Annotated in this window: 26 protein-coding genes; 11 read left to right on the top strand and 15 right to left on the bottom strand. The window is 70.1% G+C overall.

Annotated features, from left to right (window positions below; all coding sequences use genetic code 11):
- Window positions 1-8: 8 nt before the first annotated feature.
- A complete protein-coding gene (locus tag DPQ65_RS04055) occupies window positions 9-938 on the top strand; it encodes a sigma-70 family RNA polymerase sigma factor (RefSeq protein ID WP_202862998.1) in 930 nt (309 codons plus the stop codon).
- Between the two features lie 123 nt (window positions 939-1,061).
- On the opposite strand, the gene DPQ65_RS04050 is transcribed toward DPQ65_RS04055, so the two are convergent.
- The 7 genes from DPQ65_RS04050 to DPQ65_RS04020 all read right to left on the bottom strand — a co-directional run bounded on the left by DPQ65_RS04050 (window position 1,062) and on the right by DPQ65_RS04020 (window position 6,282).
- Entirely contained in the window at window positions 1,062-2,030 is a 969-nt protein-coding gene (locus DPQ65_RS04050; RefSeq protein WP_114906087.1) for an AEC family transporter, read from the bottom strand.
- Between the two features lie 197 nt (window positions 2,031-2,227).
- Complete coding sequence (mgtE, locus tag DPQ65_RS04045; protein ID WP_114906086.1) at window positions 2,228-3,568, bottom strand: magnesium transporter; 1,341 nt, start codon at window positions 3,566-3,568, stop codon at window positions 2,228-2,230.
- 100 nt (window positions 3,569-3,668) lie between these two features.
- The gene (locus DPQ65_RS04040) at window positions 3,669-4,274 is read right to left on the bottom strand and encodes a DNA-3-methyladenine glycosylase I (protein ID WP_420330065.1); all 606 of its coding nucleotides are present in this window, start codon (window positions 4,272-4,274) and stop codon (window positions 3,669-3,671) included.
- A 90-nt stretch (window positions 4,275-4,364) separates the two neighbouring features.
- Window positions 4,365-4,973, bottom strand: coding sequence for a methylated-DNA--[protein]-cysteine S-methyltransferase (locus DPQ65_RS04035; protein ID WP_114906085.1), 609 nt, complete (start codon window positions 4,971-4,973; stop codon window positions 4,365-4,367).
- Entirely contained in the window at window positions 4,970-5,455 is a 486-nt protein-coding gene (locus DPQ65_RS04030) for an RNA polymerase sigma factor (RefSeq protein WP_114906198.1), read from the bottom strand. The genes DPQ65_RS04035 and DPQ65_RS04030 overlap by 4 nt, the downstream gene beginning before the upstream one ends.
- A gap of 55 nt (window positions 5,456-5,510) precedes the next feature.
- Window positions 5,511-5,705, bottom strand: a complete 195-nt coding sequence (locus DPQ65_RS04025) for a hypothetical protein (RefSeq protein ID WP_114906084.1) — start codon at window positions 5,703-5,705, stop codon at window positions 5,511-5,513.
- Window positions 5,706-5,766: 61 nt separating this feature from the next.
- Window positions 5,767-6,282 carry a type II toxin-antitoxin system PemK/MazF family toxin gene (locus tag DPQ65_RS04020; protein ID WP_114906083.1) on the bottom strand — a complete coding sequence of 172 codons (516 nt, stop codon included), beginning with the start codon at window positions 6,280-6,282 and terminating at the stop codon, window positions 5,767-5,769.
- A 154-nt stretch (window positions 6,283-6,436) separates the two neighbouring features.
- On the opposite strand from DPQ65_RS04020, the gene lepA reads away from it, so the two are divergent.
- From lepA to DPQ65_RS16270, 4 genes are all read left to right on the top strand, one after another.
- Window positions 6,437-8,293 (top strand): translation elongation factor 4, encoded by a 1,857-nt coding sequence (lepA, locus tag DPQ65_RS04015; protein ID WP_114906082.1) that lies wholly within the window; start codon window positions 6,437-6,439, stop codon window positions 8,291-8,293.
- On the top strand, window positions 8,290-9,048 hold the full coding sequence (gene trmB / locus DPQ65_RS04010; protein ID WP_202862997.1) for a tRNA (guanosine(46)-N7)-methyltransferase TrmB: 759 nt from the start codon (window positions 8,290-8,292) through the stop codon (window positions 9,046-9,048). Before lepA ends, trmB begins: the two co-directional genes overlap by 4 nt.
- A gap of 165 nt (window positions 9,049-9,213) precedes the next feature.
- Complete coding sequence (locus DPQ65_RS04005) at window positions 9,214-9,366, top strand: hypothetical protein (protein ID WP_162802002.1); 153 nt, start codon at window positions 9,214-9,216, stop codon at window positions 9,364-9,366.
- A gap of 27 nt (window positions 9,367-9,393) precedes the next feature.
- On the top strand, window positions 9,394-12,567 hold the full coding sequence (locus DPQ65_RS16270) for a helix-turn-helix transcriptional regulator (RefSeq protein WP_272947633.1): 3,174 nt from the start codon (window positions 9,394-9,396) through the stop codon (window positions 12,565-12,567).
- 177 nt (window positions 12,568-12,744) lie between these two features.
- Here DPQ65_RS16270 and DPQ65_RS03995 read toward each other — a convergent pair whose 3' ends face one another.
- The 6 genes from DPQ65_RS03995 to ppk2 form a co-directional block, all read right to left on the bottom strand.
- On the bottom strand, window positions 12,745-13,545 hold the full coding sequence (locus tag DPQ65_RS03995) for an ABC transporter permease (RefSeq protein ID WP_114906079.1): 801 nt from the start codon (window positions 13,543-13,545) through the stop codon (window positions 12,745-12,747).
- A complete protein-coding gene (locus DPQ65_RS03990) occupies window positions 13,542-14,510 on the bottom strand; it encodes an ABC transporter ATP-binding protein (protein WP_238146667.1) in 969 nt (322 codons plus the stop codon). Before DPQ65_RS03990 ends, DPQ65_RS03995 begins: the two co-directional genes overlap by 4 nt.
- A 2-nt stretch (window positions 14,511-14,512) precedes the next feature.
- Complete coding sequence (locus tag DPQ65_RS03985; protein WP_114906078.1) at window positions 14,513-15,265, bottom strand: hypothetical protein; 753 nt, start codon at window positions 15,263-15,265, stop codon at window positions 14,513-14,515.
- Window positions 15,262-16,152: an ATP-binding cassette domain-containing protein gene (locus tag DPQ65_RS03980; protein WP_238146666.1), complete on the bottom strand. Its 891-nt coding sequence runs from the start codon at window positions 16,150-16,152 to the stop codon at window positions 15,262-15,264. The genes DPQ65_RS03985 and DPQ65_RS03980 overlap by 4 nt, the downstream gene beginning before the upstream one ends.
- Window positions 16,149-16,550, bottom strand: coding sequence for a GntR family transcriptional regulator (locus DPQ65_RS03975; protein ID WP_114906076.1), 402 nt, complete (start codon window positions 16,548-16,550; stop codon window positions 16,149-16,151). Before DPQ65_RS03975 ends, DPQ65_RS03980 begins: the two co-directional genes overlap by 4 nt.
- A 127-nt stretch (window positions 16,551-16,677) precedes the next feature.
- A complete protein-coding gene (gene ppk2, locus DPQ65_RS03970; protein WP_420330068.1) occupies window positions 16,678-17,592 on the bottom strand; it encodes a polyphosphate kinase 2 in 915 nt (304 codons plus the stop codon).
- Window positions 17,593-17,690: 98 nt separating this feature from the next.
- Here ppk2 and hemW point away from each other — a divergent pair, with 98 nt between their 5' ends.
- The gene (hemW, locus tag DPQ65_RS03965) at window positions 17,691-18,941 is read left to right on the top strand and encodes a radical SAM family heme chaperone HemW (RefSeq protein WP_114906074.1); all 1,251 of its coding nucleotides are present in this window, start codon (window positions 17,691-17,693) and stop codon (window positions 18,939-18,941) included.
- 160 nt (window positions 18,942-19,101) lie between these two features.
- Here hemW and DPQ65_RS16010 read toward each other — a convergent pair whose 3' ends face one another.
- A complete protein-coding gene (locus DPQ65_RS16010) occupies window positions 19,102-19,671 on the bottom strand; it encodes a DUF4870 domain-containing protein (protein ID WP_238146665.1) in 570 nt (189 codons plus the stop codon).
- Window position 19,672: 1 nt separating this feature from the next.
- Window positions 19,673-20,551: a DUF3097 family protein gene (locus DPQ65_RS03955; protein ID WP_114906073.1), complete on the bottom strand. Its 879-nt coding sequence runs from the start codon at window positions 20,549-20,551 to the stop codon at window positions 19,673-19,675.
- Window positions 20,552-21,148: 597 nt separating this feature from the next.
- Between DPQ65_RS03955 and hrcA the strand changes: the two genes are divergently transcribed.
- The 5 genes from hrcA to DPQ65_RS03930 are packed head-to-tail and all read left to right on the top strand — an operon-like array spanning window position 21,149 to window position 25,821.
- Complete coding sequence (gene hrcA, locus DPQ65_RS03950) at window positions 21,149-22,177, top strand: heat-inducible transcriptional repressor HrcA (RefSeq protein ID WP_114906072.1); 1,029 nt, start codon at window positions 21,149-21,151, stop codon at window positions 22,175-22,177.
- A gap of 11 nt (window positions 22,178-22,188) precedes the next feature.
- Entirely contained in the window at window positions 22,189-23,310 is a 1,122-nt protein-coding gene (gene dnaJ / locus DPQ65_RS03945; protein WP_114906071.1) for a molecular chaperone DnaJ, read from the top strand.
- Window positions 23,307-24,050, top strand: a complete 744-nt coding sequence (locus DPQ65_RS03940; protein ID WP_114906070.1) for a 16S rRNA (uracil(1498)-N(3))-methyltransferase — start codon at window positions 23,307-23,309, stop codon at window positions 24,048-24,050. The genes dnaJ and DPQ65_RS03940 overlap by 4 nt, the downstream gene beginning before the upstream one ends.
- Window positions 24,041-25,405: an MFS transporter gene (locus tag DPQ65_RS03935; protein WP_114906069.1), complete on the top strand. Its 1,365-nt coding sequence runs from the start codon at window positions 24,041-24,043 to the stop codon at window positions 25,403-25,405. Before DPQ65_RS03940 ends, DPQ65_RS03935 begins: the two co-directional genes overlap by 10 nt.
- Window positions 25,406-25,458: 53 nt before the next feature.
- The gene (locus tag DPQ65_RS03930; protein WP_114906068.1) at window positions 25,459-25,821 is read left to right on the top strand and encodes a histidine triad nucleotide-binding protein; all 363 of its coding nucleotides are present in this window, start codon (window positions 25,459-25,461) and stop codon (window positions 25,819-25,821) included.
- The last annotated feature ends 5 nt before the right edge of the window (window positions 25,822-25,826 follow it).

Genomic DNA, 25,826 nt, shown 5'->3' with positions numbered 1-25,826 from the left:
CAGAAAGTGTGACGAACAAGCGCGCGGGGAGGGAGCAACAGGTGCTCACACAGGCCACGCAGGAGCCGGGAGAGATCGCGGAGCAGTTCGCGACGCACCGCTCGAAGCTGTATGCGATCGCCCACCGGACCCTCGGGTCGCCATGGGCTGCAGACGACGCCGTGCAGGAGGCGTGGGTGCGGCTCCAGCGCGCCGACGTCGCGTCGATCAGGAACCTGGAGGCCTGGTTGACCACGGTCATCGCCCGCGTCTGCATCGACCTGATCCGCCAGCAGGTGGGCTGGCGGGAGGAGCTCGACGACGCACCGGTGGCGGGAGCCCCTTCGGCGACCGACCCGGCGGAGGCCGTGATGCGGTCGGAGGACCTGGCGGCGGCGCTGCAGGTCGTGCTCGACACCCTCGGCCCCAGGGAACGCCTCGCGCTCGTGCTCCACGATGTGTTCGCTCTGTCGTATGACGACATCGCGCCCATCGTGGAGCGCACCCCCGTGGCGGCCCGTCAGCTGGCCTCCCGGGCGCGCGCTCGCCTCCGCGAGGTCGACGTCAGCCAGGTCAGGCGGCGGCAGGAGACTGCGATCAGCGCGTTCCTGACGGCGGCGCGGCAGGGAGACTTCGGTGACCTCCTCCAACTGCTCGATCCAGAGATCGAGCTGCGCAGCGATGCAGCCGCCGTCGAGCTGGCGAGGGAGGGCACCGACCACGGCGCGCCGTTCCTGCGGCACCACGTTCGCGGGGGCGACGCGGTCGCACGCGTCTTCGCAGGACGCGCCGACCTGACCTGCCCGATCCTCGTCGCAGGGGTCCCTGCGGCCGCCTATGTCACCGACGACACCGTGCACGCCGTCTACCTGGTCACCTTCCGCGCCGGCCGGATCACAGGGCTCGACGTGCTCGCCGACCCCGCACGCCTGGCGGCGCTGAGCGCGGTGCTGCCCTGAACGCGGTGCTGCCCTGAACGCGGTGCTGCCCTGAACGCGGTGCTGCCCTGAACGCGGTGGCCTGAGCGGCGAGTCTCCGACGGCGGTCTGCTGGAACTACCGCACCTCCATCGACACCGGACGTCAGACCAGCAGGGCCACCGCGGCAGTGAAGCTCGCGAACCCGATGGCGGTCGAGGCCATGATCACCGAGGCGATCCGACCATTGTCCGCACCGAGCCGCTCGGCCAGCATCGAGGCGTTGGTCGCCGAGGGGAGGGCGGCCACCAGGACCAGGACCACGAGGGCAGACTCGGGGAGCGGCAGTCCGGCCCGGATGGCAGCCCAGCCGAGCGCCCAGACCGTCAGTGGATGGGCCACCAGTTTCAGGCCGGTCAGCCAGGGGATGTCGCTGGACAGCAGGCCCGCGGGCGGGTGGCCGGCCTCCCGAGCACGCATCTGCTGGCGGGCCAGCACGGCACCGATAGTGAACAGGGCCACCGGAGTGGCGGAGTCGGCCAACATGGCGAGCACGTCATCGACGGGGCCGGCCAGGCGCCATCCGGTGACGCCCCAGGCGGCACCGAGCACGATCGCCCACGGCATCGGGTTCCGGGCGACCCGCCGCATGGCGGCTCCGACCTGGTGCAGCGCAGTGCCGCTGCCGGTGTGATCCCGCTGCGACAGGGCGATCGCGATCGACTGCATGAGGACGATGTCGACCAGCAGCGTGGTGATGATCGGGCCGGCAGAGTCGGCCCCGACCAGGGCGGCAATCAGCGGCAGGCCCATGAATCCGGAGTTGGGCAGGATCGCGATCAGGCCACCGAGTGAGCCGTCGAGCCAGCCGCGTCCAGCCCGGACGGCAGGGAGCACGGCGGGGGCCATCACCAGCAACCCGGCGGTCAGCCACACACCGAGCAGGGTCGGGTCGAGCAGGTCGAGCACCGGTGTCTGGGCGCCGAGCCGGAAGAGGAGCGCGCTGAGGGCGAAGTAGAGGACGTAGGTGTTCAGGCCGGCGACGGCCTCCAGCGGGAGGGCACGGGAGCGCGCGGCGAGATAGCCGATCAGCACCAGGGCGAAGAACGGGATGATCACTGACACGATGTCCACCCAGGCAGTCTCCAGGGCGGCTGGGCCGCCACAGACACCGGGCGGTCATCGGTCGCTCACCGTGTGCACCCAGCTCGCCCGCGATGAGGGCGGCTCTCAGGATCCCCGCCCGGTCGGTGACGAGGGGCCCGACTCAGAGCCCCGGCACCGCGCGTGCGATCTGGCTCAGAGTCCCAGCACCGCGCGTGCGATCTGGCTCAGAGACCCAGCACCGCCCGTGCGATGAGGAAGTAGATGACGAGTCCGGTGGCGTCGCAGAACGTGGAGATGAACGGGTTGGAGAAGACCGCCGGGTCCGCCCGCACGGTCTGGGCAATGATGGGCATGGCGCCGCCGACCATCGCGGCCATCGCGCACACGGACAGCAGGGTGAGTCCGATGACCAACCCAATCTGGAAGCCGTAGACGGCGCTGGCGACGGCGAAGCCGAGGCTCCCCAGCAGGGCGCCGAGCAACAACCCGACACCGGCCTCGCGCAGCAGCACCCGGCCGATGTCCCGTGGCGTCACATCCCCCAGGGCCAGGGCGCGGGTCACCGTCGTCGCAGCCTGGTTGCCCGTATTTCCTCCCGTGCCGGTCAGCAGGGGAATGAACAGCGCCAGCACCACGACCTGCTCCAGGGTCGCCTCGAAGATCTCGAGCACCTGCACCGTCAGGATGGCCGAGACCGCCAGCACCAGCAGCCACACGACGCGGGTGCGGACCAGCCGGGTCACGGCGGTCGAGAGGTAGGGCCGCCGCAGAGCCTCCGTGCCGCCCTGGCGGGCCGCGTCCTCGGTGTCGGCCTCCTCGACAATCGCCAGGGCGTCGTCGACCGTGACGATGCCGACCAGGCGCTCCTCATGGTCCACGATCGGCATCCCGAGCAGCTTGCGGTCCAGGAACCGGCGGGCGGCTCGCTCGGCACTCTCGGTGACCACCGCGGACTCGACGGGGCGCATCACCTCGGCGACCGGGACATCAGGATCGGTGGCCAGGAGACGGCGCAACCCGACCACCCCCACCAGGACCCGGCCGTCGCCCACCACCGGGACCGTGTAGACCGTCTCCGCACGGTGCAGGTGTGCCCGGATGTTCGCCAGGGCCTGGCCGACCGTGGCGAGCCGGTGCACCGAGACCAGCTCGGGCGACATCCGCCGACCGATGGAGCCTCGGGGATAACCCAGCACGACCCCCGTCAGGGTGCGCTCTCTGGTCTGCAGCCCGGAGAGCAGTCGCTCGGCGACGGATGCCGGCAGCTCATCCAGCAGGGTGACCCGGTCGTCGGGGTCCATCGCCTCGAAGAAGGCGATGACGTCAGCCTCCCGGAGCGAGGAGATCAGGTCCGCCTGGTGCCCGGCATCCAGGTCCTCGAAGACCGCCAGTGCCCGGTCCTTGGCAAGCACCCTGAAGAGCAGCGCGCCCGTGGCGGTCGGCACCCGCTCCAGGAGGTCAACGACCTGACCGGCGCTCAGCTGGGCCACCTCCGCCGAGACCTGTCGCACGGTCTCTGGCGTCAGCTTCTGGTCGAGGAGATCCTCGAGGGTCTCGTAGGGCATGGATGACCTCCGCGTGGGTGCACGGCCCGGACGGACTGAGATGGACAGGGGCGGGCCCAGTCCATCCTGCCCGACAGGACCACCGCCGGTCAGCCACCACTCACTCCGGCCAGACCCCCGAGCTCCCGCGGCGGTGCGAGCCGAGGAGATGCGTGTCAACGATGCCGACCGCCTCCATCAACGCAAACATCGTCGTGGGACCGACGAAGGCAAAACCTTCCCGGCGCAGCGCCTTGGCCAGCGCGACCGACTCGGGCGAGGTCGTCGGCACCTCCTCCAGGCTGCGCGCCCGGGGAGTGTGCTCGGGCTGGAAGGACCAGACGAAGTCTGCGAGCCCTCCGCGCGCACGTAGGTCCACGGTGGCGCGCGCATTCGTGATGGTCGCCCGGACCTTGGCCAGGTTGCGCACGATGGCGGCGTCGGCCATGAGCCGCTCCACGTCGGACTCGTCATAGCCCGCGACGGTGTCGGGGTCGAAGTCGTCGAAGGCGGCTCGGAAGGCGGGGCGCTTGCGCAGGATCGTGGCCCAGGACAGCCCCGACTGGAAGGCCTCGAGGCTCAACCGCTCGAACAGACCCTGCTCGTCGCGGATCGGCATCCCCCACTCGGTGTCGTAGTAGTCCCGGAGCAACGGGTTGGTCGCTGCCCATCCCGGCCGAGCCAGGCCGTCCTCGCCCACCACCAGTGGCACCTCACTGCTCATCATGCGCGTGATTCTGCCCCCGACCACCGACAGAGGTTCGGCAGACGGGGCCCCTGGGCCACGGCATACCCTCGGTCGTGGTCGACTGACGCATCAGGCCGCGTGCTCCAGCTCCAGCAGTGCCGTCTTGGCGGCGGTGCCACCGAGGTAACCACCCAGGCTGCCGTCGCTGCGCAGCACCCGGTGGCACGGCACCACAACGGGCAACGGGTTGGTCGCGCACGCGGTGCCGACGGCCCGGACCGCACGGGGGTTGCCCAGGTGCGCCGCCACCTCGCCGTAGGACTCCGTGCGCCCGTAGGCGATCTGCGGCAGGTAGGCGTGCACCCGGCCCCGGAAACCGCTGGAGAGGGAGTGGTCCAGCGGCAGTTCGAAGCGGCTCCGGGAGCCGGCGAAGTACTCCTCCAGCTGGTGAGCTGCCGGGTCCAGCTGCTGGGGGGCCAGCAGCACGCGGGACCCGATGCGGGTCGCGAGGTCGGCGAGCACCGCGTCGAAGCCCTCCCGCTCGTAGGCGACGCGGACCAGGCCGCTGGGTGTCGCGGCCAGCAGTAGGGGACCGACGGGGGTGTCCAGCGTGCGATAGGCCACGTCCAGCAGGCCCTCCTGCGCGGCACGCAGCTCCAGCAGCCGGTGCAGACCGGTCAGGTCCGTCGGCGCCGCCAGGCGGTCGAGCAGGTCGGTCGGGGTCGAGTCGTTGGTCATCGGGATGCTCCTTCCGGGGCGAGGGTCTGGCGCAGTGTCCGGAGGCCGTCCGCGGCCGCGCGGCGCACGGCTGCGGGCGTCCCGCCGATCAGCTCGGCGGTCTCGGTGTGCCGCAACCCACCGAGGTAGTGATAGGCCAGTGAGAGCCGTTGTCGTTCCGGCAGAGCAGCCACGGCCGCCCACAGGTCGGGTTCGCCCGAACCGGGGAGCCCCGTGGTCGCGCGGCGCTCCGGGAGGGTGTCGGTGGGCACGGCCCTGCGGGCGGCGCCGCGGGTGACGTCGATCGCCTTGCGGTGCGCGACGCGGACGAGCCAGGCCTGCACGTTGGTGTCCTCCGGCAGGTCGGGCCAGGCACGCAGGGCCGCCAGGAACGTCTCTGACCAGGCGTCATCAGCGTCCGGTCCGGGGCCGAGCACCGCCCGCACGACCCGAGCGACGGTGGGGCCGTGCTCGGTCACGGTGTGCTCAAAGGGCTGCTGCATGCTCATCACCGGGTAGTCGCGCCTGGGCATGAAAACGTGAGGTCGAGGTGTCCGGTCACGCGGGACCGGACACCGGGTGCTCCGCCAGCCAGGTCAGCAGCTCGGGGTCGACGGTGGTGAGCCGTTGCACCTCCTCGCCCCCGTCGCACCGGCACATCGAGACCGTGGCGGCGCCATCGTCCGCGGCGACCACGCGCCATACGCCACCGAACTCTGCCCAGCGCTCCAGGGTCTCCCGGTCAGTGCTCACGAGACCATCCTGGCACTGCGGTGCCGCTGCTGGGCAGACTTCCCCAGCGGATCGCTGCCGTTCAGGTGTGCTTGCGGACCCCTTCGGCAACCTCGTCGAAGCGCTCGCGGCCCAGCACGGCGCCGATCCGTCGGATCGACTCCGGTTCCAACCGCAGGACCCGGTCCACCCGAGCCTCGCTGTCCCGGCCCCTGCCATCCCACGCGCCGGAGCCGACGTCGACCCAGTAGCGACCCCACCGGGCCTCGTCCTCAGCGTCCTGGTCGTGGTCCTGGCTGCTCATCTGGAGCGCGAGCAGCCGGTCCCCGTCGCGGCCGATCACCAGCACGGGACGGTCCTTGCCCTGGGAATGGTCCTCCTCGTAGGGCACCCAGGCCCAGACGACCTCACCCGGATCCGGGCGGTCGTCGGCCACCGGCTCATAGCTGATGGTGGGAGTGCCCTCGTAGTCGCCGGCGTAACCGGCTCCACCCTCGGCCCCACCCTGACGGGCCCGCTTCTGGCTGCGCCGTGCCTCGTGGGTCGCCCTCCGGACGATCTTGAGGACGGTCCGGAGGAGCTGCTGCATCGTCGGCATGACGGTCACCCTAAGCGCCCAGGGTGGGCTGGCGGGTGGAGGCGAGCGCCCGGAGTGGTGCCGGCCCGACGCCACAGGCTGCGGAAGGACGACGCGGGGGCGGAGCCATGGGAGACTAGTGGGACTGTCCCGACGATCCCGAGGTTCTCCCAGCGTGTCACCGATCGCCCACTCCGCGCCGCAGCCCAACGCGACGCCGCCGGAGCTGATCCGCAACTTCTGCATCATCGCGCACATTGACCACGGCAAGTCCACCCTGGCCGACCGCATGCTGCAGGAGACCGGCGTGGTCGAGCAGCGACAGATGCGGGCGCAGTATCTCGACCGGATGGACATCGAGCGGGAGCGCGGCATCACCATCAAGTCACAGGCCGTGCGCATGCCGTGGGAGCTCGACGGGTCGGCCCATATCCTCAACATGATCGACACGCCCGGCCACGTGGACTTCACCTACGAGGTGAGCCGCTCGCTGGCCGCGTGCGAGGGCGCTGTCCTGCTGGTCGACGCCGCGCAGGGGATCGAGGCACAGACCCTGGCCAACCTCTATCTGGCCATGGAGAACGACCTGACGATCATCCCGGTCCTGAACAAGATCGACCTGCCGGCGGCTCAGCCGGAGAAGTATGCCGAGGAGCTGGCTGGGCTGATCGGGTGCGAGCCCGAGGACGTCCTGAAGGTGTCGGGCAAGACGGGCGTGGGCGTCACCGAACTGCTCGACACCATCGTGCGCGAGCTGCCTCCACCGGTCGGGGACGCCGCTGCCCCCGCCCGGGCGATGATCTTCGACTCGGTCTATGACACCTACCGCGGCGTGGTCACCTATGTCCGGGTGGTGGACGGCAATCTGAGCCCGCGCGAGAAGATCACGATGATGTCGACGAGGGCTACCCACGAGCTGCTTGAGATCGGTGTCAGCTCACCGGAGCCGGCGCCGTCCAAGGGGCTGGGCGTCGGGGAGGTCGGCTACCTGATCACCGGGGTCAAGGACGTGCGCCAATCCCGGGTGGGTGACACCGTCACCACGGCCGTCAAGTCGGCGACAGGCGCGTTGGGGGGCTACAAGGACCCCAAGCCGATGGTCTTCTCGGGGCTCTACCCGATCGACGGGTCGGACTATCCGATCCTGCGCGACGCGCTGGACAGGCTGAAGCTCAACGATGCTGCGCTGGTCTACGAGCCGGAGACCTCTGCCGCGCTGGGCTTCGGTTTCCGGGTCGGTTTCCTCGGCATGCTGCACCTGGAGATCGTCCGGGAGCGGCTGGAGCGGGAGCACGACCTGGAGCTCATCTCCACCCTGCCCAACGTGGTCTACCAGGTCGGGATGGAGGACGGCTCGCAGATCGAGGTGACCAACCCCAGCGAGTTCCCCGGCGGCAAGGTCGCCACGATCACCGAGCCCGTCGTGCGTGCCACGATCCTGGCGCCGAGTGAGTACATCGGGTCGATCATGGAGCTCTGTCAGAACCGTCGCGGCACCCTGCGCGGGATGGACTATCTGTCACCTGAGCGCGTGGAGATGCGTTACACCCTCCCGCTGGCGGAGATCGTCTTCGACTTCTTCGATGCGCTGAAGTCCCGCACCAAGGGTTACGCGTCGCTGGACTACGAGCCCGACGGTGAGCAGGATGCAGACCTGGTGAAGGTCGACATCCTCCTGCAGGGCGACGCGGTCGATGCGTTCAGCGCCATCGTGCACCGCGACAAGGCCTACGCCTACGGCGTGATGATGGCCGGCAAGCTCAAGGAGCTCATCCCACGGCAACAGTTCGAGGTGCCGATCCAGGCTGCGATCGGAGCCCGGATCATCGCCCGGGAGAACATCCGCGCGATCCGCAAGGACGTGCTCGCCAAGTGCTACGGCGGCGACATCAGCCGCAAGCGCAAGCTGCTGGAGAAGCAGAAGGAAGGCAAGAAGCGGATGAAGATGGTCGGCTCCGTCGAGGTGCCGCAGGAGGCCTTCATCGCCGCGCTGTCCCAGGATGGCGGTGCCGCGGAGAAGGCCAAGAAGTGAGCTCGGCCGATCCGACGGGGACCGTGCAGCCCACTCCGTCGGGACCCACCTCGGGCATCCCGACCGGCTACCGCGCTCGCATCCGCTCCTTCACCCGCCGCGGTGAGCGCATGCCACCGCGGCACCAGGCCGCCTATGACGCCCTGGCCGGGACCTATGTGATCGACGTCCCGCGGCACGACGGCTCGACCACGGTCGATCCGGACTTCTCATTGGACGTGGCGGCGGTCTACGGCAGGACGGGACCGCTCGTCGTGGAGGTCGGTCCGGGCTCGGGGGACGCCCTCATCGCGGGCGCGAAAGCACTGCCGGACACCAACTTCCTGGCCCTGGAGGTCTGGCGCCCGGGCATCGGCCAGTGCCTGTCCCGGCTCATCGATGACCCGTTGCCCAACCTCCGCTTCGTCGAGGTCGACGCGGAGGTTGGCCTGGCCACGATGCTGGGGGAGGGAGCGGCCGCCGAGGTGTGGACCTACTTCCCGGACCCGTGGCCCAAGCGACGGCACCACCACCGGCGGATCGTGCGTCCCGAGTTCGCCGACACCGTGTGCCGTGTGCTGGAGCCGGGTGGGCTCTGGCGACTGGCCACCGACATCGACGACTACGCGCAGCACATGCGCCGGGTCCTGGAGGTGCACCCCGGGCTCGAGCTGGTCTCGAGCGAGCGTGCCGCGCTGCGGCCGGTCACCCGCTTCGAGCGCCGAGGCACCGAGGTCGGTCGCACGATCAGCGACCTGGCCTACCAGCGCCGCTGAGGGTCTGCCACCCGCTCTGAGGTAGGCACGACCAGCGGAAACCCTCGATCTGAGGTAGCCCGACGCACGCGCTTAGGGACTTCCTCCGATGTGCTGGCCTACCTCAGCAACCGACTCTTGAGTGGTCGGGTCCACCAGGGACCCATCACCGGATCGGAGCAGGACATGTTCAGCACCAACCCGCTGCATCTGAGCAACGAGGCCGACTACCGTCGCGAGGAGCTGCGCCGGGCCTGGGGTGGTCGCACCACCCGGAGCCGGCGCCGGGCCGTCAAGCCCACCACTCCGGGCTCGGGCCGCGTGGCTCTTGCGCGCTGACCCCCGGGGCCAGCGATGATGGAGGATGTGGCCACACCTCAGACCAGGACCCCGCTCGTCGGGCGGGCACGTGAGATCGATCACCTGACGGGGGCAGCCGGCATCGGGAGCGACCCGGTGTCGGCTGTCGTCGTGCTGGGCGGGGACGCAGGGGTCGGCAAGACGCGACTGGTCACCGAGGTGGCCGATCGCGCGGTCGAGGCGGGGTGGACGGTCCTGGTCGGGCACTGTCTGGACTTCGGGGACAGCGGTCTGCCCTACCTGCCGTTCACCGAGATCTTTGGTCGGCTGGCCACGGCGGCTCCGGACCGCGCGGGAGCCCTTGCCGACTCCCGGCCGTCCATCACCCGCCTGCTGCCCGGTCGCCGGCTGCGCAGTGGCGGTATGCCGACAGTCGCGGGCACCTCGTCCGTGGGCACAGGCGCCGGCCGCGCTGGCGCAGGAACCGGACACCCAGGGGAGCAGAGCGCGGGAACCGGTCACCAGGGGGAGCAGGGTGCGGGAGCCGGGCGCCAGGGGGAGCAGGGTGCGGGAGCCGGGCGCCCGGGGGAGTCGAGCGCGATCTGGAGCACCGGCGCGCCAGCCGCGGACGACGGCATGGCCCGCGGCGAGCTCTTCGAGGCAGTTCACGGGGCGCTGGAGGACCTGGGCCGGTCCAGCCCGCTCCTCGTTGTCGTGGAGGACGCGCACTGGGCAGACCGCTCGACGCGCGACATGATTTCTTTCCTGTTCGGCCGGGGATTCGGAGCACCGGTCAGCCTGATCGTGTCCTATCGCAGTGACGACCTGCACCGCAGGCACCCACTGCGTAACGCGGTCACCGAGTGGGGACGCATCCCCGGCGTGGAGCGGCTCCACCTGGAGGCTCTCCCGGACGCCGAGGTGCGGCGCCTGGTGCGCACGGCCCACGATGTCCAGTCGCACGGCACCGACCTCGCGGAGGAGCGGGTGCAGGAGATCGTCCGGCGCGCCGAGGGCAACGCCTTCTTCGCCGAGGAGCTCCTGGAGGCCAGCGAGCTCGGTGGCGATGCCCTGCCCGCTGATCTGGCCGACCTGTTGCTCCTGCGACTCGACCGCCTGGACGAGACGGCACAGCACATGGTCCGGGCCGCTGCTGCCGCCGGACGGCGGGTGAGTCACGACCTGCTGGAGGCGGTCCTGGGCCTCCCCGAGGCCGAGCTCGACGCGGCACTGCGGGTGGCGGTGGAGACCAACGTGCTGGTCCCCGACCGTGGCTCCTACGCCTTCCGCCACGCTCTCCTGGCCGAGGCGGTGTATGACGACCTGCTGCCGGGGGAGCGCACGCGGCTGCACCGGTCCTATGTGCGTGCCATCTCCGGTGGTGGGCTCGGGGCCTCCGCCGAGTTGGCGCGTCACGCCCGCGCCGCGCACGACCTGTTGACCGCCCTGACCGCCAGCATCGAGGCCGGTGACGATGCGATGCAGGTCGGGGGACCGGACGAGGCGGCCGAGCACTACCAGCTGGCCCTGCAACTGCTCGAGGACCCAGCCGTGGCCGACCAGTCCGATGTCGACCGGGTGCGGCTGACCGTGCGCGCGGGGGAGGCCCTCGTGGATGCTGGCCACGCGCCCCGTTCCTTCGCGTTGCTCCGGGCGGCCCTGGATGCGCCGGCGGCACCTGCGGGAGGAGACGACCGTGCCCGCCTGCTCCTGGGACTGGCCCGAGCCGGGTTGCTCAGTGACCAACAGGCCGGACAGCCCCTGGAGGCGACGACGGAGGCGCTGGACCTCATCGCTCCGGAGTCCCGCCGCCTGCGTGCTACCGCCCTGGCCGTGCACGCACGGGCCTACATCGATGTCGACCGCTTTGAGGACGCGGTCCGCGTGGCGCAGGCAGCCCTCGACCTGGCCGACGAGCTCGACCTGCCCGGGACGGCCGTCGACGCCTCCACCACCCTCGCGCGGCTGCAGGAGTTCCTCGGGGACCCACAGGCCTCTGCCGAGGCCCTCCTCGACGTGGTGGCCCGGGCCAGGGAGCGCGGGGAGCCGGCCGCGGTCGTGCGCGGGCTGCATCAGTTGGGTGGGGCCCTGCTGGAACTGGGCGACCTCCCGCAGGCCAGACAGGCCTATCGCGACGCAGCCGAGTTGGCTCGCACGACCGGCAGAGTCTGGTCGCCCTACGGCTTCGACGCACGCATGATGTCCGGGATCACGGCCTACATGGTCGGTGACTGGGTCGCGGCGGTCCGGGTCGCCGACGCAGCTGATGACCACGCACCACCGGTGCCGCGGTCACTGCTGGAGTCCTTGCGACTGGCGGTGGCTGCCGGGCGGGGCGACCCGGCCGCGGCGGCGCTGGTGGACCGGTCCAGAGGGACCTGGACCGAGGACGGCTGGAACGCCATCCTGGCGGGAGCCTCCGCGATCGATGTCGCCGGGGACGAGGGCAGGCTGGACCGTGCCGAACGCACCTATGAGGAGGTCGTCGCGGGAGTGTCGACCCTGTGGTCGGTGCCGTGGTTCTCCGGTCAGGTGCGGCTCGCGGCGTTGCTGCTGGGACAGATGGGCAACAATGTCGCGACCGTGCCGCAGTCCGAGCGGGCAGGTCTGCTCCAGCGGGCGGAAGCGGTCGGCACCGCCGCGCGTCAGCCGGTGGAGGCACGGGCCGAGGCGAGCCGCCCGATGGGGCCGGAGGGGCAGGCCTGGCACCTCCGGCTGACGGCCGAGCTGCTGCGACTGCGCTGGCTCACCGGCATCGAACCCGTGGGGGAGGATGAGCTCCGAGTGGCCTGGGAACAGTCGGTCGCGGCCTTTGAGACGCTGGGCCATCCCTTTGAGGTGGCCCGCTCCCGAGCGCGCCTCGCGGCGGTGCTGCGGGCACAGGGCCAGAGCGGGGAGGCGCGTGAGCAGGTGGGGCTGGCGCGCGAGACGGCCACCCGGCTGGGGGCGCTCCCGCTTCTTGCCGAGCTCTCCCTGCTGGACCCGGACGGGCCGGCAACTGGGGCGAAGGGGCCCGACCGCAGCACCGACCGGGTCGCTGAGGCCGTCCCGCAGCTGACCCCGCGTGAGCGTGAGGTGCTGGTGCTGGTGGCCCAGGGGCGCACCAACGGACAGATCGCCAAGCAGCTGTTCATCAGCACCAAGACGGTCAGCGTCCACGTCTCCAACATCCTGGCCAAGCTGGGGGCCTCCGGTCGCACCGAGGCCGCCGCCATCGCCCGCGGCCGCCGCCTGCTGTAGTCGGCCGCAGCCCCTGCGCCTCGCACTGGTGTGGTCGGCCGCAGCCCCAGCGCCCCCGCTGCCGGCCGCACAGCAACCGGAATCGTCGGCGGCCTCCCGGCATCACCGCAGGTCAGAGCATCGGGGTCGCTGCGACCTGGTGACGATTCCGGTTGCTGTGCGCGACCCGGGGGCGGGTCAGACCTCCCAGCGGAAGGTGCGGGCGGCGACCGTGAACATGAGCACCGCCCAGGCGAGCATGACGACGAGCTGGACCCACGGCATACCGAGGCCGAACCAGGCCTCGCTCATGGCCTGCGAGGCGGCGCCGAGCGGGGTATACGTTGCGATGGCCTCCACGGCGTCCGGCATCATCGGGCCGGGGGTCCACAGGCCCGCCAGGAACAGCATCGGGAAGTAGATCAGCATCCCGATGCCGGAGGCCGTGGCGCCCTTGGGAGCCAGGCCGCCGATCAGCACGCCGATGCCGAACATCGAGGCTGTCGCCAGGAGGAAGACGACCAGGGCGAGGAGCGGGTTCTGGGCCATCGGTGCATCGAAGACCAGGCTGCCGACGGCCAACGCCAGGACACCTCCGGCGGTCACGCCGGCCAGCTGCACCACGGCCTGTGCGAACAGCACTCCCTGCGGCCGCATGGGCGTGGTCGCCATGCGGCGCAGCACGCCGGTCTCCCGGTAGCTGGCCAGGTAGGCCGGCACGGTGCTCAGGCCGGCGGTGGCCGCGGCGACACACAGCATGAGGGGCACGAACAGGTCCACGGCCCGCAGACCGAGCCACGGCTCGGGCAGGTCGGTGATCGGCTCGCGCATCCCCGGGATGGCCAGGCCCATGCCGATGAGCAGCACCGTGGGGAAGGCCACGACGAAGAAGACGTTGCCGGCGTCCCGCAGAAACAGTCTGAGCTCTGCGGTGATCAGGGCGGACAGGCCGCGGGTGCCGGTGTGGCTGCTGGCCGGGGTCAGGGTCTGGCTGGTCATGACGGGTCCTCCTGGGGTGGGCGGCCCACGAGGGCGACGAAGGCGTCCTCCAGGCTCGGGCTGATGGTCTGCACCTCTTCGGGCACCAGGCCGCAGGAGTGCAGGGCGATGATGACGTCCGGCAGCACGGTCGCGCCGCCGGTGACCTCCAGGTCGCGACCGACCTCGCGCATCGAGGTCACCGAGTCGATGCCGACCAGCAGAGCCGCGTCGAGCGGTTGCGGCAGCCGCATCCGGAAGGTGACCCCGGCGTGGTCGCCGCGCGCCAGGTCGCCCGGGGTGCCCTGGGCGATGACCCGGCCGTCGTCGATGATGACCACCCGGTCGCAGAGTCGCTCGGCCTCGTCCATGAAGTGGGTGACCAGCACGATCGTGACGCCACTGTCGCGCACCGCCTCGATCAGGTCCCAGGTCTCCCGGCGCGCCTGCGGGTCCAGCCCGGTCGTCAGCTCGTCCAGGATCGCGACCTGGGGGTTGCCGACCAGTGCCAGGGCGATGGAGAGGCGTTGCTTCTGGCCGCCGGACAGCTTCTGGTAGGGCGTGTCCCGCTTGTCCTGTAGGCCCAGCAGTGTGAGGAGCTCCTCCGGGTCCCTGGGGTCGGCGTAGAACGAGGCATAGAGGCGCAGTGCCTCGGCGACCCGCAGCTTCGCGGGCAGCCGCGACTCCTGCAGCTGGACACCCAGGAGCTCGCGGACCGGCGCCGGGTCGCGCTGCGGGTCGTGCCCGAGAACCCTGACGGTGCCGCCGTCGGCGGTCCGCAGACCGGCCAGCGCCTCGACGGTGGTGGTCTTCCCGGCGCCGTTCTGCCCCAGGATGCCGACGATCTCGCCGCGGGCGACCTCGAATGAGACGTCGTCGACGGCGACCTTGCTGCCGTAGGTCTTGCGCAGCCCGACCACCTGGACCACCGGCGCGGTGCCGGGGGAGGAGGAGGCGACTGTCGGCATACGGGTGATGGTGTTCATGATCAGTCCTTGCTGTCGATGGCGATGTCGCGGACCAGCAGGTGGAAGGCACCTGCGGAGGCGATGACGACGAGCACGGCGACCACCGTGCCCCAGGGGGCGAGGTCGGCCGTCCAGCTCCAGGGGTTCCACTGCTCGCCCTGGCCCAGCCCGAGAAGACCGACCGCGGCCAGCGGGAGGAGGCACAGCGGCAGGGCCACGGTGCCGATGATGCCGCCGAGGCGGTAGTAGGCGACGCCGATCAGGGAGCCGCTGACCTGGCCGGCGATGAAGAGCATCGCCAGGCCCAGCAGGTAGACCAGGACGCCGCCGTTGAACACCGCGATGCCCGAGCCGTCGGTGCCGCCGTGCACCCAGCCGACGGCATGGTAGATCTCGCGCTCCACGAGCAGGGCACCGGTCGCGATGGTGGCGTTCAGCAGGCCGACGATGACATTGACCGCGAGGGCTGCCCGGGTGAAGGAGCGGCGCGTCATCCCGTTGGCCACGTGGATGGGCAGGTAGGTGACCGAGAGGATGATCGCGATGCTGAACGGGAACCAGAGGGCGCCGTGGTGGGTGAAGGCGATGCCCGAGGAGGTGACCTCGTCCACGTTCTGGCCGATGATGAACATGATGATCGCGACGACGGGCAGGGCGATCGCCCAGAACCACAGCGTCAGCATGTAGACGTAGCCGGAGAGAAGGTAGTGCAGCGCGCTCCTCCACTGCGGGGTGCTCCGGCCGGTGGCGGGAGCGTCGGTGACGGCGGTCATGATGCCTCCTCGGCGCGGTCGGTGTCGGTCAGGTGGATGAACAGGTCCTGCAGCGGGACGGCACCGACGGTCAGCCCGTCTCGCTCTGCCGCTGCCAGGGCGGCCTCGTCGAGGTCGCCGAAGACGGTGACCTGGCGGGTCGGTCCCAGGTCCTGGGTGCCGACGACCTGCTGCCCGGTCGCGTGCCGGTCGACGACCTCCGCTGCTCCGGTGAGGGTTGCTCCACTGACGTGCAGGTCGTCCGCCTCGTTGGACAGGAGCAGCCGGCCCTCGTGCAGGATGGTGACGGTCTCCAGCATGTGGGCGATCTCGCTGATGAGGTGGCTGGAGAGCACGATCGTGCGGGGGTGCTCGGCGAAGTCGTGCAGCACCTCGTGGTAGAAGCGTTGCCGCGCAGGGGCGTCCATGCCCAGGTGCACCTCGTCGAACATTGTCAGCGGTGCCCGGCTGGCCAACCCCACGATCGCGCCGAAGGCCGAGGCCTGTCCTCGGGAAAGGGCCTGGGGCTTCTTGGCCGGATCGAGGCGGAACGTGGCCATCAGTGACTCGGCGTAGGTGCGGTCGAAACGGGGGCGGGCGTCCTCGAGGAAGCTCAGGTTGGTGGTGAGCTTCTCGTCCAGGAGCAGGTCACCGCTCTCCCGGATGAGGCACACGTTCTGCATGATGGCCTCGTTCTCGAAGGGGTCCTGGCCCTCCACCCGGACGGTTCCCTGGCCGCGTCGAAGTGAAGCGAGCACGGACATCAACGTGGTCTTGCCCGCGCCGTTGCGGCCCAGCAGGCCGTGGATGCGGTCGGGGGCCAGGTCGAGGTTGATCCCGGTCAGCGCCGTGGTCTTGCCGTAGGAGACGGTCAGGTTGTCAGTGTGGAGCCGGTAGCCGGTCATCATCGCTCCTCTGGAGTCTGGTCTGGGGCGGTGGTGCTGACGCCGGTCGTGGCGTGCGATGCGAGGTAGTCCGTCAGGTCGCTGGTGCTGAGGCCGAGCAGTGCGGCCTCCCGGATGACCGGCTCGAGCCGCTCCGCGAAGAAGGCTTCGCGACGCTGGCTGCGCAGGGCAGCCGCCGCCCCCGGCGCCACGAACATGCCGACCCCCCGCCGTTTGTAGAGAACCTCTTCGTCGACCAGTTGCGCAAACGCTTTTGCGGCCGTGGCCGGGTTGATCCGGTAGGTCGTCGCGTACTGCGTCGTCGACATGACCTGGTCCTCCTCCTTGAGCGCGCCGGAGAGGATCTCGCCACGGATCGCCTCCGCGATCTGGTGGTAGATGGGTTCACGACCCTCGAACATCGCTACTCCTCACTGGTTCATTACTAGAGTAGTGAACCATAGAGGCCGTGAGGTGCGCAAGATGAATTCCCCTGGCGCGGGGCGAGGTGTGCGGCGGACCAGGTGGGACGTCCGCCGGTGTGGCGGGTCAGTCGCCGGTGGTGAAACGAGCCCGCTTGACCAACTGCGGGTCGGGCGGGAGCACCACGCTGTGGTCCTTGTCCGCGTAGTCGAACTGACCCAGGAAGGAGCGCATGGCATTCAGGCGCGAGCGCTTCTTGTCGTTGGACTTGATGGTGGTCCAGGGCGCGTGATCGGTGTCGGTGCGCCGGAGCATCTCCTCCTTGGCTGCGGTGTAAGCCTCCCACTTGTCAAGCGACTCCAGGTCCATCGGGGAGAGCTTCCACCGGCGCACCGGGTCGAGCTGGCGGATCGCGAAGCGGGTGCGCTGCTCGGACTGGGTCACCGAGAACCAGAACTTGGTCAGGTGCGTTCCGGAGTCGGTGATCATCTCCTCAAAGAGCGGCGCCTGCCGCATGAACATCTCGTACTCGCGGTCGGTGCAGAAGCCCATGACACGCTCGACACCGGCGCGGTTGTACCAGGACCGGTCGAACAGCACGATCTCGCCGGCGGTCGGCAGGTGGGCGACATAGCGCTGGAAGTACCACTGTCCGCGCTCCCGCTCCGTCGGCTTGGTGAGGGCCACGACGTGCGCGCCCCGAGGGTTCAGGTGCTCGATGAAGCGCTTGATCGCACCGCCTTTGCCCGCCGCATCGCGTCCCTCGAAGACGATGACGGCGCGCTGGCCGATGTCCTTGAGCCAGTACTGGAACTTGAGCAGCTCCACCTGGAGCAACCACTTCTCCACCTCGTAGTAGCTGCGGGAGAGGCGACTGTCATACGGGTAGTCCTCGCGCCAGGTGTCCACGGCCCGCCCGTCCGGGGTGATCAGATCCGGGTCCGATCCGTGGTCGTCGCGAACGGTGTAACCCTCGGACCGAAGGCGGTCGATATATTCACGCAGCTCCTGTTGCACGTGGGCAGGGTAGGAGGCTTCGATGAACAGCGGGTGACGCCATCCTCGAGGCTGCCGGGTCGTCGCCGAGGGCCGTTCCAGCGATGCCAGGGTGGAGGGCATCACCTGAGAGAATGGGCCGTATGCCGTCAGCTCAGCCAGTGGGTCAGCCCGTGCCCGCGGACGGCCGGCTGCCGCAGGGGGCCACGCGGGGGCTGGGGGAGCGTCCGTTCGGGATCTACGTGCACGTGCCCTTCTGCCGGGTCCGGTGCGGCTACTGCGACTTCAACACCTACACGGTTCCGGAGCTCGGCGGTCACGGGGCGACGGTCGATACCTACGCCGAGGCAGCACTCGCCGAGGTCAAGCTGGCGCGGGGAGTGCTCGCTGCTGCTGGCGGCAGCGGCACCGAAGGGCAACCTGCTCCCGCGGTCCAGACTGTCTTCGTTGGCGGTGGGACGCCGACCATGCTCCCGCCGCGCGACCTGGTCCAGGTGCTGCTCGGCATACGGGAGCAGTTCGGTCTCGCCGAGGGGGCTGAGGTGACGACCGAGGCCAACCCCGACACCATCACGCCCGCCGTGGCCCAGGAGCTCGCGGACGGTGGGTTCACCCGCGTCAGCCTCGGCATGCAGTCTGCCGTGCCGCACGTGCTCGCCACGTTGGAACGGACGCACGACCCGGCCAATGTCCATGCGGCTGTCGAGGCTGTGCGTGCGGCAGGGATGCAGGTCAGCCTGGACCTCATCTATGGCACGCCGGGGGAGTCGCTGGAGGACTGGCGCACCAGCCTGGAGACGGTGATCGGGTTGCGCCCGGACCACGTCAGCGCCTACGCCCTGGTCGTGGAGGAGGGCACCAAGCTGGCGGCCCAGGTGCGGCGCGGTGTGGTCACGATGCCGGACGACGATGACGAGGCCGACAAGTACGAGCTGGCCGAGCACCTTCTCGGCGGCGCCGGATATGGCTGGTATGAGATCAGCAACTGGGCTCTGGCAGAAGAGAACCGGTGCCGACACAATGTCAACTACTGGCGCAACGCCGACTGGTGGGGCGTCGGGCCGGGCGCGCACAGCCACGTGGGTGGGGTGCGTTGGTGGAACGTCAAACACCCTGCCCCGTATGCCGATCGGCTCGCCTCAGGTGTCTCGCCAGGGGCGGGTCGCGAGGTGCTGACCGCTGAGCAGCGGCACGACGAGGACATCCTGCTCGGCATCCGCCTGGTGGAGGGGCTCGACCTAGGGCTGGTCGAGGGGGCGGGCCGGGCGGCGGTGGCGGAACTGATCGCCGATGGCCTGGTCGACGGGCGGGCAGCGCTGCAGGGCAGGGCGGTCCTCACCGTGCGCGGGCGCCTGCTCGCCGACACCGTCGTCCACCGGTTGCTCGCTGCCTAATTTTGGGGAAGATCGGAACGCGAGCCGCCCATTTTTGGGGAAGATCGGAACGCCGACCACGCATCTTTGGGGAAGATCGGAACAGGATCACGCCAGCGGCGAGTGTTCCAAACCTCCCCAAAATCACGCATAGGGCGGTCCGATCCTCCCCAAAAATGGGTCAGCTCAGGACGCGGATCTGGAACGGGTAGGTGTAGACCTGCCCCTTGGAAGCCAGCCAGGCTCCGCGCAGGTGGGCGTAGACGGACACGACGAACACGATGATCCAGAGAATGATGGCGACCGGGATCAGGATGATCGTGAAGAAGCAGATCCAGCCGATGATCGCCATCAGCCACGCTGCCAGGTTGAAGTTGAAGGCGCCTGAGGCCGCCTGCCGCACCGCTGAGCTCTGGTCCTTCTTGACCAGCCACACCAGCAGGGGACCGGCGAAGGACAGCCACCCGGCGCTGACGATCATCGCGATCGGCGCCGACACGTGCGCCAGGATCATCCAGGTGCGTTCGTCGCCGGCTGCCATCGGGCCGGCCTGGTAGGCAGGCTGGCCCTGCCCCGACCCGCCCTGAGGGGAGCCCTGTGGCTGCGCGCCCTGGCTCTGCCAGGCACCGCCGGCCGGGTGACCCTGCTGTGGGGCGCTACCCGGCTGTCCGGGTGCGCCGGCGGGCGGCTGCTGGGGATCGTTGGGCGGCGGCGGGACCTGCCCTGGCTGCCACTGCGGGTTGTCGGTCATGTCAGTCCTCCTGGGGGACGGTGACGAAGTCGATCAGTTCCTCGACGCTGGCGAGCAGAGAGGGTTCCAGATCACTATAGGAACGCACGGAACCGAGAATCTGTTTCCATCCTCGCGCAACATCGGCCTGGGTGTCATGTGCCCAGCCCAGCTCCGCGAGGACGGACTGCTTCCACGGGCGCCCGCGCTCGATGACCGGCCAGACCTGCAGGCCCAGCCGGGCGGGGCGGACGGACTGCCAGACATCGACATAGGGGTGCCCGAGGATGCGCACCCAACGCGACTGTGGCAGCCGCTCGGCGGCCCGGACGATGCGCTCCTCCTTGGTGCCGGGCACCAGGTGGTCCACGAGCACTCCCATGCGGCGCTCGCGAGACGGAGCGAAGTCGCGGATGACGGCGGAGAGGTCGTCCACTCCCTCCAGGAGCTCGACGACCACGCCCTCGACGCGCAGGTCGTCACCCCAGATCTTCTCCACCAGCTCGGCGTCGTGTCGGCCCTCGACGAAGAGACGGGAGCCGGCGGCCACCCGGGCGGGTGCGCGGTCCACCGAGCGGGAGCCGCTGGCGGTGCGGGACGTGGCAGCCCTGGCGGCGGCGAGCGCCTGGCGCGAGTCTGCGGTGGGTGCCGTCAGGACCACCGGGCGCCCGTCCACCAGGAAGCCGGGGCCCAGCGGGAATCCCTTGAGCCGGCCGCGTCGGTCCTCCAGGTGCACGACGTGCATTCCGCCGGCCTTCTCCACGCGGACGACCGCGCCGACATAGCCGGTCTGGACGTCCTCGACGACCAGACCGGTCTCGGCCTCCCTGGGGGCTGCGCGGCCCCCGCGCGGGGCGCGCCAGTCGCCGGAGAGGACGTCTGCGCCATAGCGATTGTTCACCGGGCCAGCGTAGGGAAGGAGCAGCGTCTGAAGGGGTCGACCCGCCGGAGTGCCGGTGCCCGCGCGGACGTTGAGCGACCGCTGCTAGGCACAGTTCGGATCGTTTCCCAGGGCGACACGCCGTGGCCCGCGAGATTTTCCCAAGATTTCCTCCCGAACCCCTTGCGTGGGTGGCCGAAGCAGGCTAGAACTGTCCTACGCACCTCGGAGACGAGGCGCTGACCACAAGGCAACGTCGCGGATTCGCGATCCGGGTTTCGTCCCGGTGACCACCACCTGTGATGGGGTGGCGCGAGCCAATCGACTCCTTGCTCGGTCGTTCGGAGCATCACGCCGGACACACCGTGGGCCCTTCGCAAACTCATACTTCGCGAAGGGCCCACACCTCATCTGTGACGGCTCTGGACAAGCCGGGATTCCTGCAGGCTCATACCAGGCAGGGCAACCACATCATTTGTACTGGCTGCGCCACCCCGTGGACCAACTGCGGGGTCGGCGTGTCGCCAATCTCACACGCACAGGCGGACCGCGACGCACTTCGGCGTAGACTGGCACTCGGCAGGTCAGAGTGCCAGACGTGTGAAGGAGGTGAGCGGCATGACCAGTGACGACCGACGACTGCAGGTGCTCCGTGCCATCGTGCAGGACTATGTGCGCACCTCCGAGCCGGTCGGCTCTAAGGCGCTGCTCGAACGTCATCAGCTCGGGGTCTCCGCCGCGACCGTACGCAACGACATGGCGCTGCTGGAGGAGGAGGGCCTGATCGCCGCCCCGCACACCAGTGCGGGTCGCATCCCGACGGATGCCGGCTATCGGCTCTTCGTGGACCGCCTGGCCGCCATCAAGCCGATGACCAAGGCCGAGCGCAGGGCCATCGAGGAGTTCCTGGCCGGTGCCGTCGACCTTGACGACGTCGTAGGCCGCTCGGTGCGACTGCTGGCCTCCCTGACCAACCAGGTCGCGGTCATGCAGTACCCGTCGCTGTCGCGCTCGACCGTCCGCCACATCGAGCTGGTCGCCGTGGGCGGCTCGCGCCTGATGGTGGTCCTCATCGTCAACACCGGACGGGTCGAGCAGCGTGTGGTCGACGTCGGCCGCGACATGATCGGGCTGGCCGGCGAGCAGACCATCCAGGACCTCCGGGCCCTGCTCAACGCCGAGGCAGCCGGTCAACCACTCCCCGAGGTCCCGGCCCGCTTGAGCGCCGCGCTGGAGACCATGGCGCAGACCGACCGACCGGTGGCCGAGGCCGTGGTCGATTCGCTGGGAGAGGCCCTGCTGGCGCAGACTGAAGAACGCGTGGTCTTGGCTGGCACCGCCAACCTGGCCCGCGTGGTCACTGACTTCCCCCGCTCCATCGGGCCTGTGCTTGAGGCGCTGGAAGAACATGTGGTCCTGCTGAAGTTGATGTCCAGCATGAGCACGCTGATCGACGACGACGCCGTCGCGGTGAGCATCGGCGCCGAGAACCCTTACGAAGGTTTCCAGTCGACGTCGGTGATCACGACCAACTACGGCAGCGCCGGTGGACTGGGCGTCGTCGGTCCCACCCGGATGGACTACCCGACCACGATGACGTCGGTGCGGGCGGTCGCGCACTATGTGTCCGAGATCCTGGACAGCTAGAGAGGTTTTGAGTGAACGACTACTACGCCGATCTCGGCGTGTCCCGTGACGCCAGCGCACAGGACATCAAGCGGGCCTATCACAAGCGAGCACGCCGACTGCACCCTGATGTGAACCCGGGGCCGGAGGCCGAGACCGAGTTCAAGAAGGTGAGCCAGGCCTACGACGTGCTGTCTGACTCCACCAAACGTGCGGCCTACGACCGGGGCCAGGATCCGTATGCCGGGGCGAGCCAGAACTTTGGCCAGGGCTTCTCCTTCACCGACATCATGGACGCCTTCTTCGGCGGCGCCGCCGGCGGGTCGCGGGGTCCCCGCTCGCGCACCCAGCGCGGCCAGGACGCCCTGGTGCGACTGGACATCGACCTGCGCACTGCCGTCTTCGGTGGGCAGGAGACCGTCGTCATCGACACGGCCACCCGTTGTGCCACCTGCACCGGCTCGGGGAGCCAACCCGGCACCGGCACCCGCACCTGTGCCAGCTGCGCCGGCCGCGGTGAGGTCCAGTCGGTGCAGCGTTCCTTCCTCGGTCAGGTGATGACCACCCGCCCGTGCCCGGACTGCCGTGGCTTCGGGGAGATCATCGAGCAGCCGTGTGTCGACTGCGCGGGCGAGGGCCGCATCCGCGCCCGGCGCGACCTGAAGATCAAGGTGCCCGGTGGTGTGGACTCCGGCACCCGGATCCAGCTGGCCGCCGAGGGCGAGGTCGGCCCCGGCGGCGGTGCTCCCGGCGACCTCTACGTCGAGATCGCGGTGCGCCCGCACGAGACCTTCCGGCGCCGCGGTGACGACCTGCACTGCTCGGTGCAGGTGCCGATGACCGCGGCCGCCCTGGGTGCCACGCTCTCGGTGGAGACCTTCGACGGTCCCACCGAGGTGGACCTCCAGGCCGGCAGCCAGCCCCAGGACACCGTCACCCTCCCCGAGCAGGGCGTCACTCACCTGCGTGGTTCGGGACGCGGCGACCTGATCGTCCACCTGGACGTGCGCGTGCCGACCAAGCTCGATGACACCCAGCGGGATCTCCTGGCCCAGCTGGCCGAGAAGCGTGGGGAGTCCCGCCCCGAGGGCCGCCTGGCCCCGGCCAACAACGGCTTCCTCGGCAAGCTCAAGGAAGCCTTCTCGGCGCGGTGAGCGCGCCCCTGTTCTTCGTTGCTGACGGGGTGTTGGGCGCCGTCGCTGTCGGCGACACGGTCCGTCTCGACGGTCCCGAGGGCAGACATGCGGCGACGGTGACCCGCCTGACGACCGGCGAGGAGATCCTGGTAGCGGACGGCAGCGGACGGCTGGTCCGGGGACGGGTGTCAGCGGTCGGCCGTGGGGAGCTCGAGCTGGTCGCGGGTGACATTCGTGACCAACCCGCTCCGGAGCCGCGCTTCACCCTGGTCCAGGCACTCGCCAAGGGAGACCGCGACCTGCTCGCCATCGAGATCGGCACCGAACTGGGAGTCGATGAGGTCGTGCCGTGGGCCGCCTCCCGCAGCGTCGTCGTCTGGCGTGGTGAGCGGGCCGGCAAGGCACACGCCAAGTGGGAGCGCACGGTGCGCGCCGCCACCAAACAGGCCCGGCGCGCCCGGGTGCCCACCGTTGCACCACTCGTCGATCGCAGCGCCCTCGTGGAGCGCGTCCGTCAGGCCGACCTGGCGCTGGTGCTGCACGAGGAGGCCACCGACCCGCTGGTCGGGGTGGAGCTGCCCGCCAGTGGCGTGGTGCTGCTGGTGGTCGGTCCGGAGGGCGGCATCAGCTCGGAGGAGACCGCCGCGCTGGTGGCAGCCGGTGCCCGCTCGGTGCGGCTCGGCGACACCGTCCTGCGCACCTCGACGGCCGGAGCCGCAGCGATCGCCCTGCTCAGCGGCCGGTCGCGATGGGCCTGACGAACGACTCAGTCCCCTCACCCCGCCGCTCGCTCCTCACCCCCGACAACCGACCGGTCGCGATCGGGACCACGACGCTGATCTCGCTGTTCGCTATCGAGTACATCGCCGTCGGGACCGCGATGCCCACGGTGGCGCGCGCCCTGGATGGTCTGGGGCTCTATGCCCTGGCCTTCGGCGCCACCATCGCCGCCAGCGTCATCGGGATGATCCTGGGAGGCTGGTGGTCGGACCGATCCGGTCCGCGTGCGGTCCTGCTCGTCGGGTCGACAACGTTCGCCTGCGGACTCCTCGCCGCGGGCCTCAGCCCCAGCATGGAGCTGTTCGTGCTGGCGCGGGGGCTGCAGGGACTGGGCACCGGCATGGCGACCGTCGCGATCTACGTGGTCATCGCCCAGGGGATCCCGGATGAACTGCGACCGCGGATGTTCTCCCTCCTCGCCGCGGCCTGGGTGCTGCCCGGCCTGGTCGGCCCCGTCCTGACCGGGCTGATGGTCGAGCACGCGGGCTGGCGGTGGGTCTTCCTGAGTGTCGTCCCCCTCGTGCTGGTCAGCCTGGCCGTGCTGCTGCCAGCCCTCAGAGACACCGCGCCGAGCGAGGATGCTCCCTACCTGGGGGTGAGCACGATTCTGTGGGCGGTGCTCGCAGCAGCCAGCGTCGGCGTGCTGAACCTCGGGGGCGAGCAGATCTCAGGCCGAGACGTGCTGGTCGGTCTGCCGTTCGCCATCGCCCTCGGTGTGGCCGCCTGGCGGCTCATGCCGCCGGGCACGTTCACCCTGGGCCGCGGCCTGCCCTCGGTGATCTCCGCACGCGGCGCGATCGGTGCGTCATTCATGGCCGCGGAGGCCTACCTGCCACTGATGTTGCAGGATCTGCACGGCTACAGCCCGGCCGAGGCCGGTGCGGCGCTCGCTGTCGGGGCCGTCACCTGGGCGGGTGGGTCCTGGTTGCAGGGTCGGTTGAACGACACGGTGGACCGGGTGCGGGTCATGGTCATCGGCACCTCGATCACCCTGCTCGGGCTGAGCCTCCTGGTGGCCGCCATCGCGCTGGACTGGCCGGGCTGGACCGTGCTCGTGGTCTGGGGCCTGACACAGGCAGGTGTCGGGATCGCCTACCCCACCACGTCCCTGCTGACGATGCGACTGTCCGCCCCGGCCGTCCTCGGCCGCAACTCGTCCTCACTGCAGGTGAGTGAGGCCCTCGCCTCCGCCGTCGTGCTCGCGGTGGTCGGCGCGGTGTTCACGGCGCTGCATGCCGGGTCGGTGCACACCGCCTTCCTCGCGGTGGCGGTGGCCTCGGTGGCGGCCGGGCTGGCGGCGCTCGCCACCTCGGCCCGGTCCCGCCCGGCGTGACACACAGCCCGGCCCACTGCTGACGTGCCCGCGGCCCGGCTACCGTTGGGTGCATGCCGACTTCGAACGACTGCCTGTTCTGCAAGATCGTCGCGGGGGAGATCCCCAACGACACGGTCTATGAGACCGACACCGTGCTGGCCTTCCGGGACATCACTCCGCGGGCCGCGGTGCACGTGCTGGTCATCCCCAAGTCTCACGAGGACACCCTGGGTCAGATGGCCGCTGACGATCCCGCCAGTGTGGCCGAGCTGTTCACCGCGACCCGGGAGGTCGCTCGGCTCGAGGGCATCGAGGAGAGCGGCTATCGGGTGGTGAGCAATGTGGGTGCTGACGCCGGCCAGGAGGTCTTCCACGTGCACGTCCACGTGCTGGGGGCGCAAAAGCTCGGGCCGGTAGGGCCCGGTCAGGGCTAGACTCG

The sequence above is a fragment of the Ornithinimicrobium murale genome (assembly GCF_003352835.1).
GTDB lineage: Bacteria > Actinomycetota > Actinomycetes > Actinomycetales > Dermatophilaceae > Ornithinicoccus > Ornithinicoccus muralis.
The sequence above is the reverse complement of the archived record's forward strand: the minus strand, read 5'-3'. Positions and strand labels throughout refer to the sequence as shown.

Excerpts from the sequence above, each read along its gene's own strand:
- mgtE (WP_114906086.1), bottom strand. The coding sequence starts at position 3,568 with ATGCCCTACGAGACCCTCGAGGATCTCCTCGACCAGAAGCTGACGCCA.
- DPQ65_RS04040 (WP_420330065.1), bottom strand. The coding sequence starts at position 4,274 with ATGATGAGCAGTGAGGTGCCACTGGTGGTGGGCGAGGACGGCCTGGCT.
- DPQ65_RS04035 (WP_114906085.1), bottom strand. The coding sequence starts at position 4,973 with ATGACCAACGACTCGACCCCGACCGACCTGCTCGACCGCCTGGCGGCG.
- DPQ65_RS04030 (WP_114906198.1), bottom strand. The coding sequence starts at position 5,455 with ATGCAGCAGCCCTTTGAGCACACCGTGACCGAGCACGGCCCCACCGTC.
- DPQ65_RS04020 (WP_114906083.1), bottom strand. The coding sequence starts at position 6,282 with ATGCCGACGATGCAGCAGCTCCTCCGGACCGTCCTCAAGATCGTCCGG.
- DPQ65_RS04005 (WP_162802002.1), top strand. The coding sequence starts at position 9,214 with ATGTTCAGCACCAACCCGCTGCATCTGAGCAACGAGGCCGACTACCGT.
- DPQ65_RS03995 (WP_114906079.1), bottom strand. The coding sequence starts at position 13,545 with ATGACCAGCCAGACCCTGACCCCGGCCAGCAGCCACACCGGCACCCGC.
- DPQ65_RS03990 (WP_238146667.1), bottom strand. The coding sequence starts at position 14,510 with ATGAACACCATCACCCGTATGCCGACAGTCGCCTCCTCCTCCCCCGGC.
- DPQ65_RS03985 (WP_114906078.1), bottom strand. The coding sequence starts at position 15,265 with ATGACCGCCGTCACCGACGCTCCCGCCACCGGCCGGAGCACCCCGCAG.
- DPQ65_RS03980 (WP_238146666.1), bottom strand. The coding sequence starts at position 16,152 with ATGATGACCGGCTACCGGCTCCACACTGACAACCTGACCGTCTCCTAC.
- DPQ65_RS03975 (WP_114906076.1), bottom strand. The coding sequence starts at position 16,550 with ATGTTCGAGGGTCGTGAACCCATCTACCACCAGATCGCGGAGGCGATC.
- hemW (WP_114906074.1), top strand. The coding sequence starts at position 17,691 with ATGCCGTCAGCTCAGCCAGTGGGTCAGCCCGTGCCCGCGGACGGCCGG.
- DPQ65_RS16010 (WP_238146665.1), bottom strand. The coding sequence starts at position 19,671 with ATGACCGACAACCCGCAGTGGCAGCCAGGGCAGGTCCCGCCGCCGCCC.
- hrcA (WP_114906072.1), top strand. The coding sequence starts at position 21,149 with ATGACCAGTGACGACCGACGACTGCAGGTGCTCCGTGCCATCGTGCAG.
- DPQ65_RS03935 (WP_114906069.1), top strand. The coding sequence starts at position 24,041 with ATGGGCCTGACGAACGACTCAGTCCCCTCACCCCGCCGCTCGCTCCTC.
- DPQ65_RS03930 (WP_114906068.1), top strand. The coding sequence starts at position 25,459 with ATGCCGACTTCGAACGACTGCCTGTTCTGCAAGATCGTCGCGGGGGAG.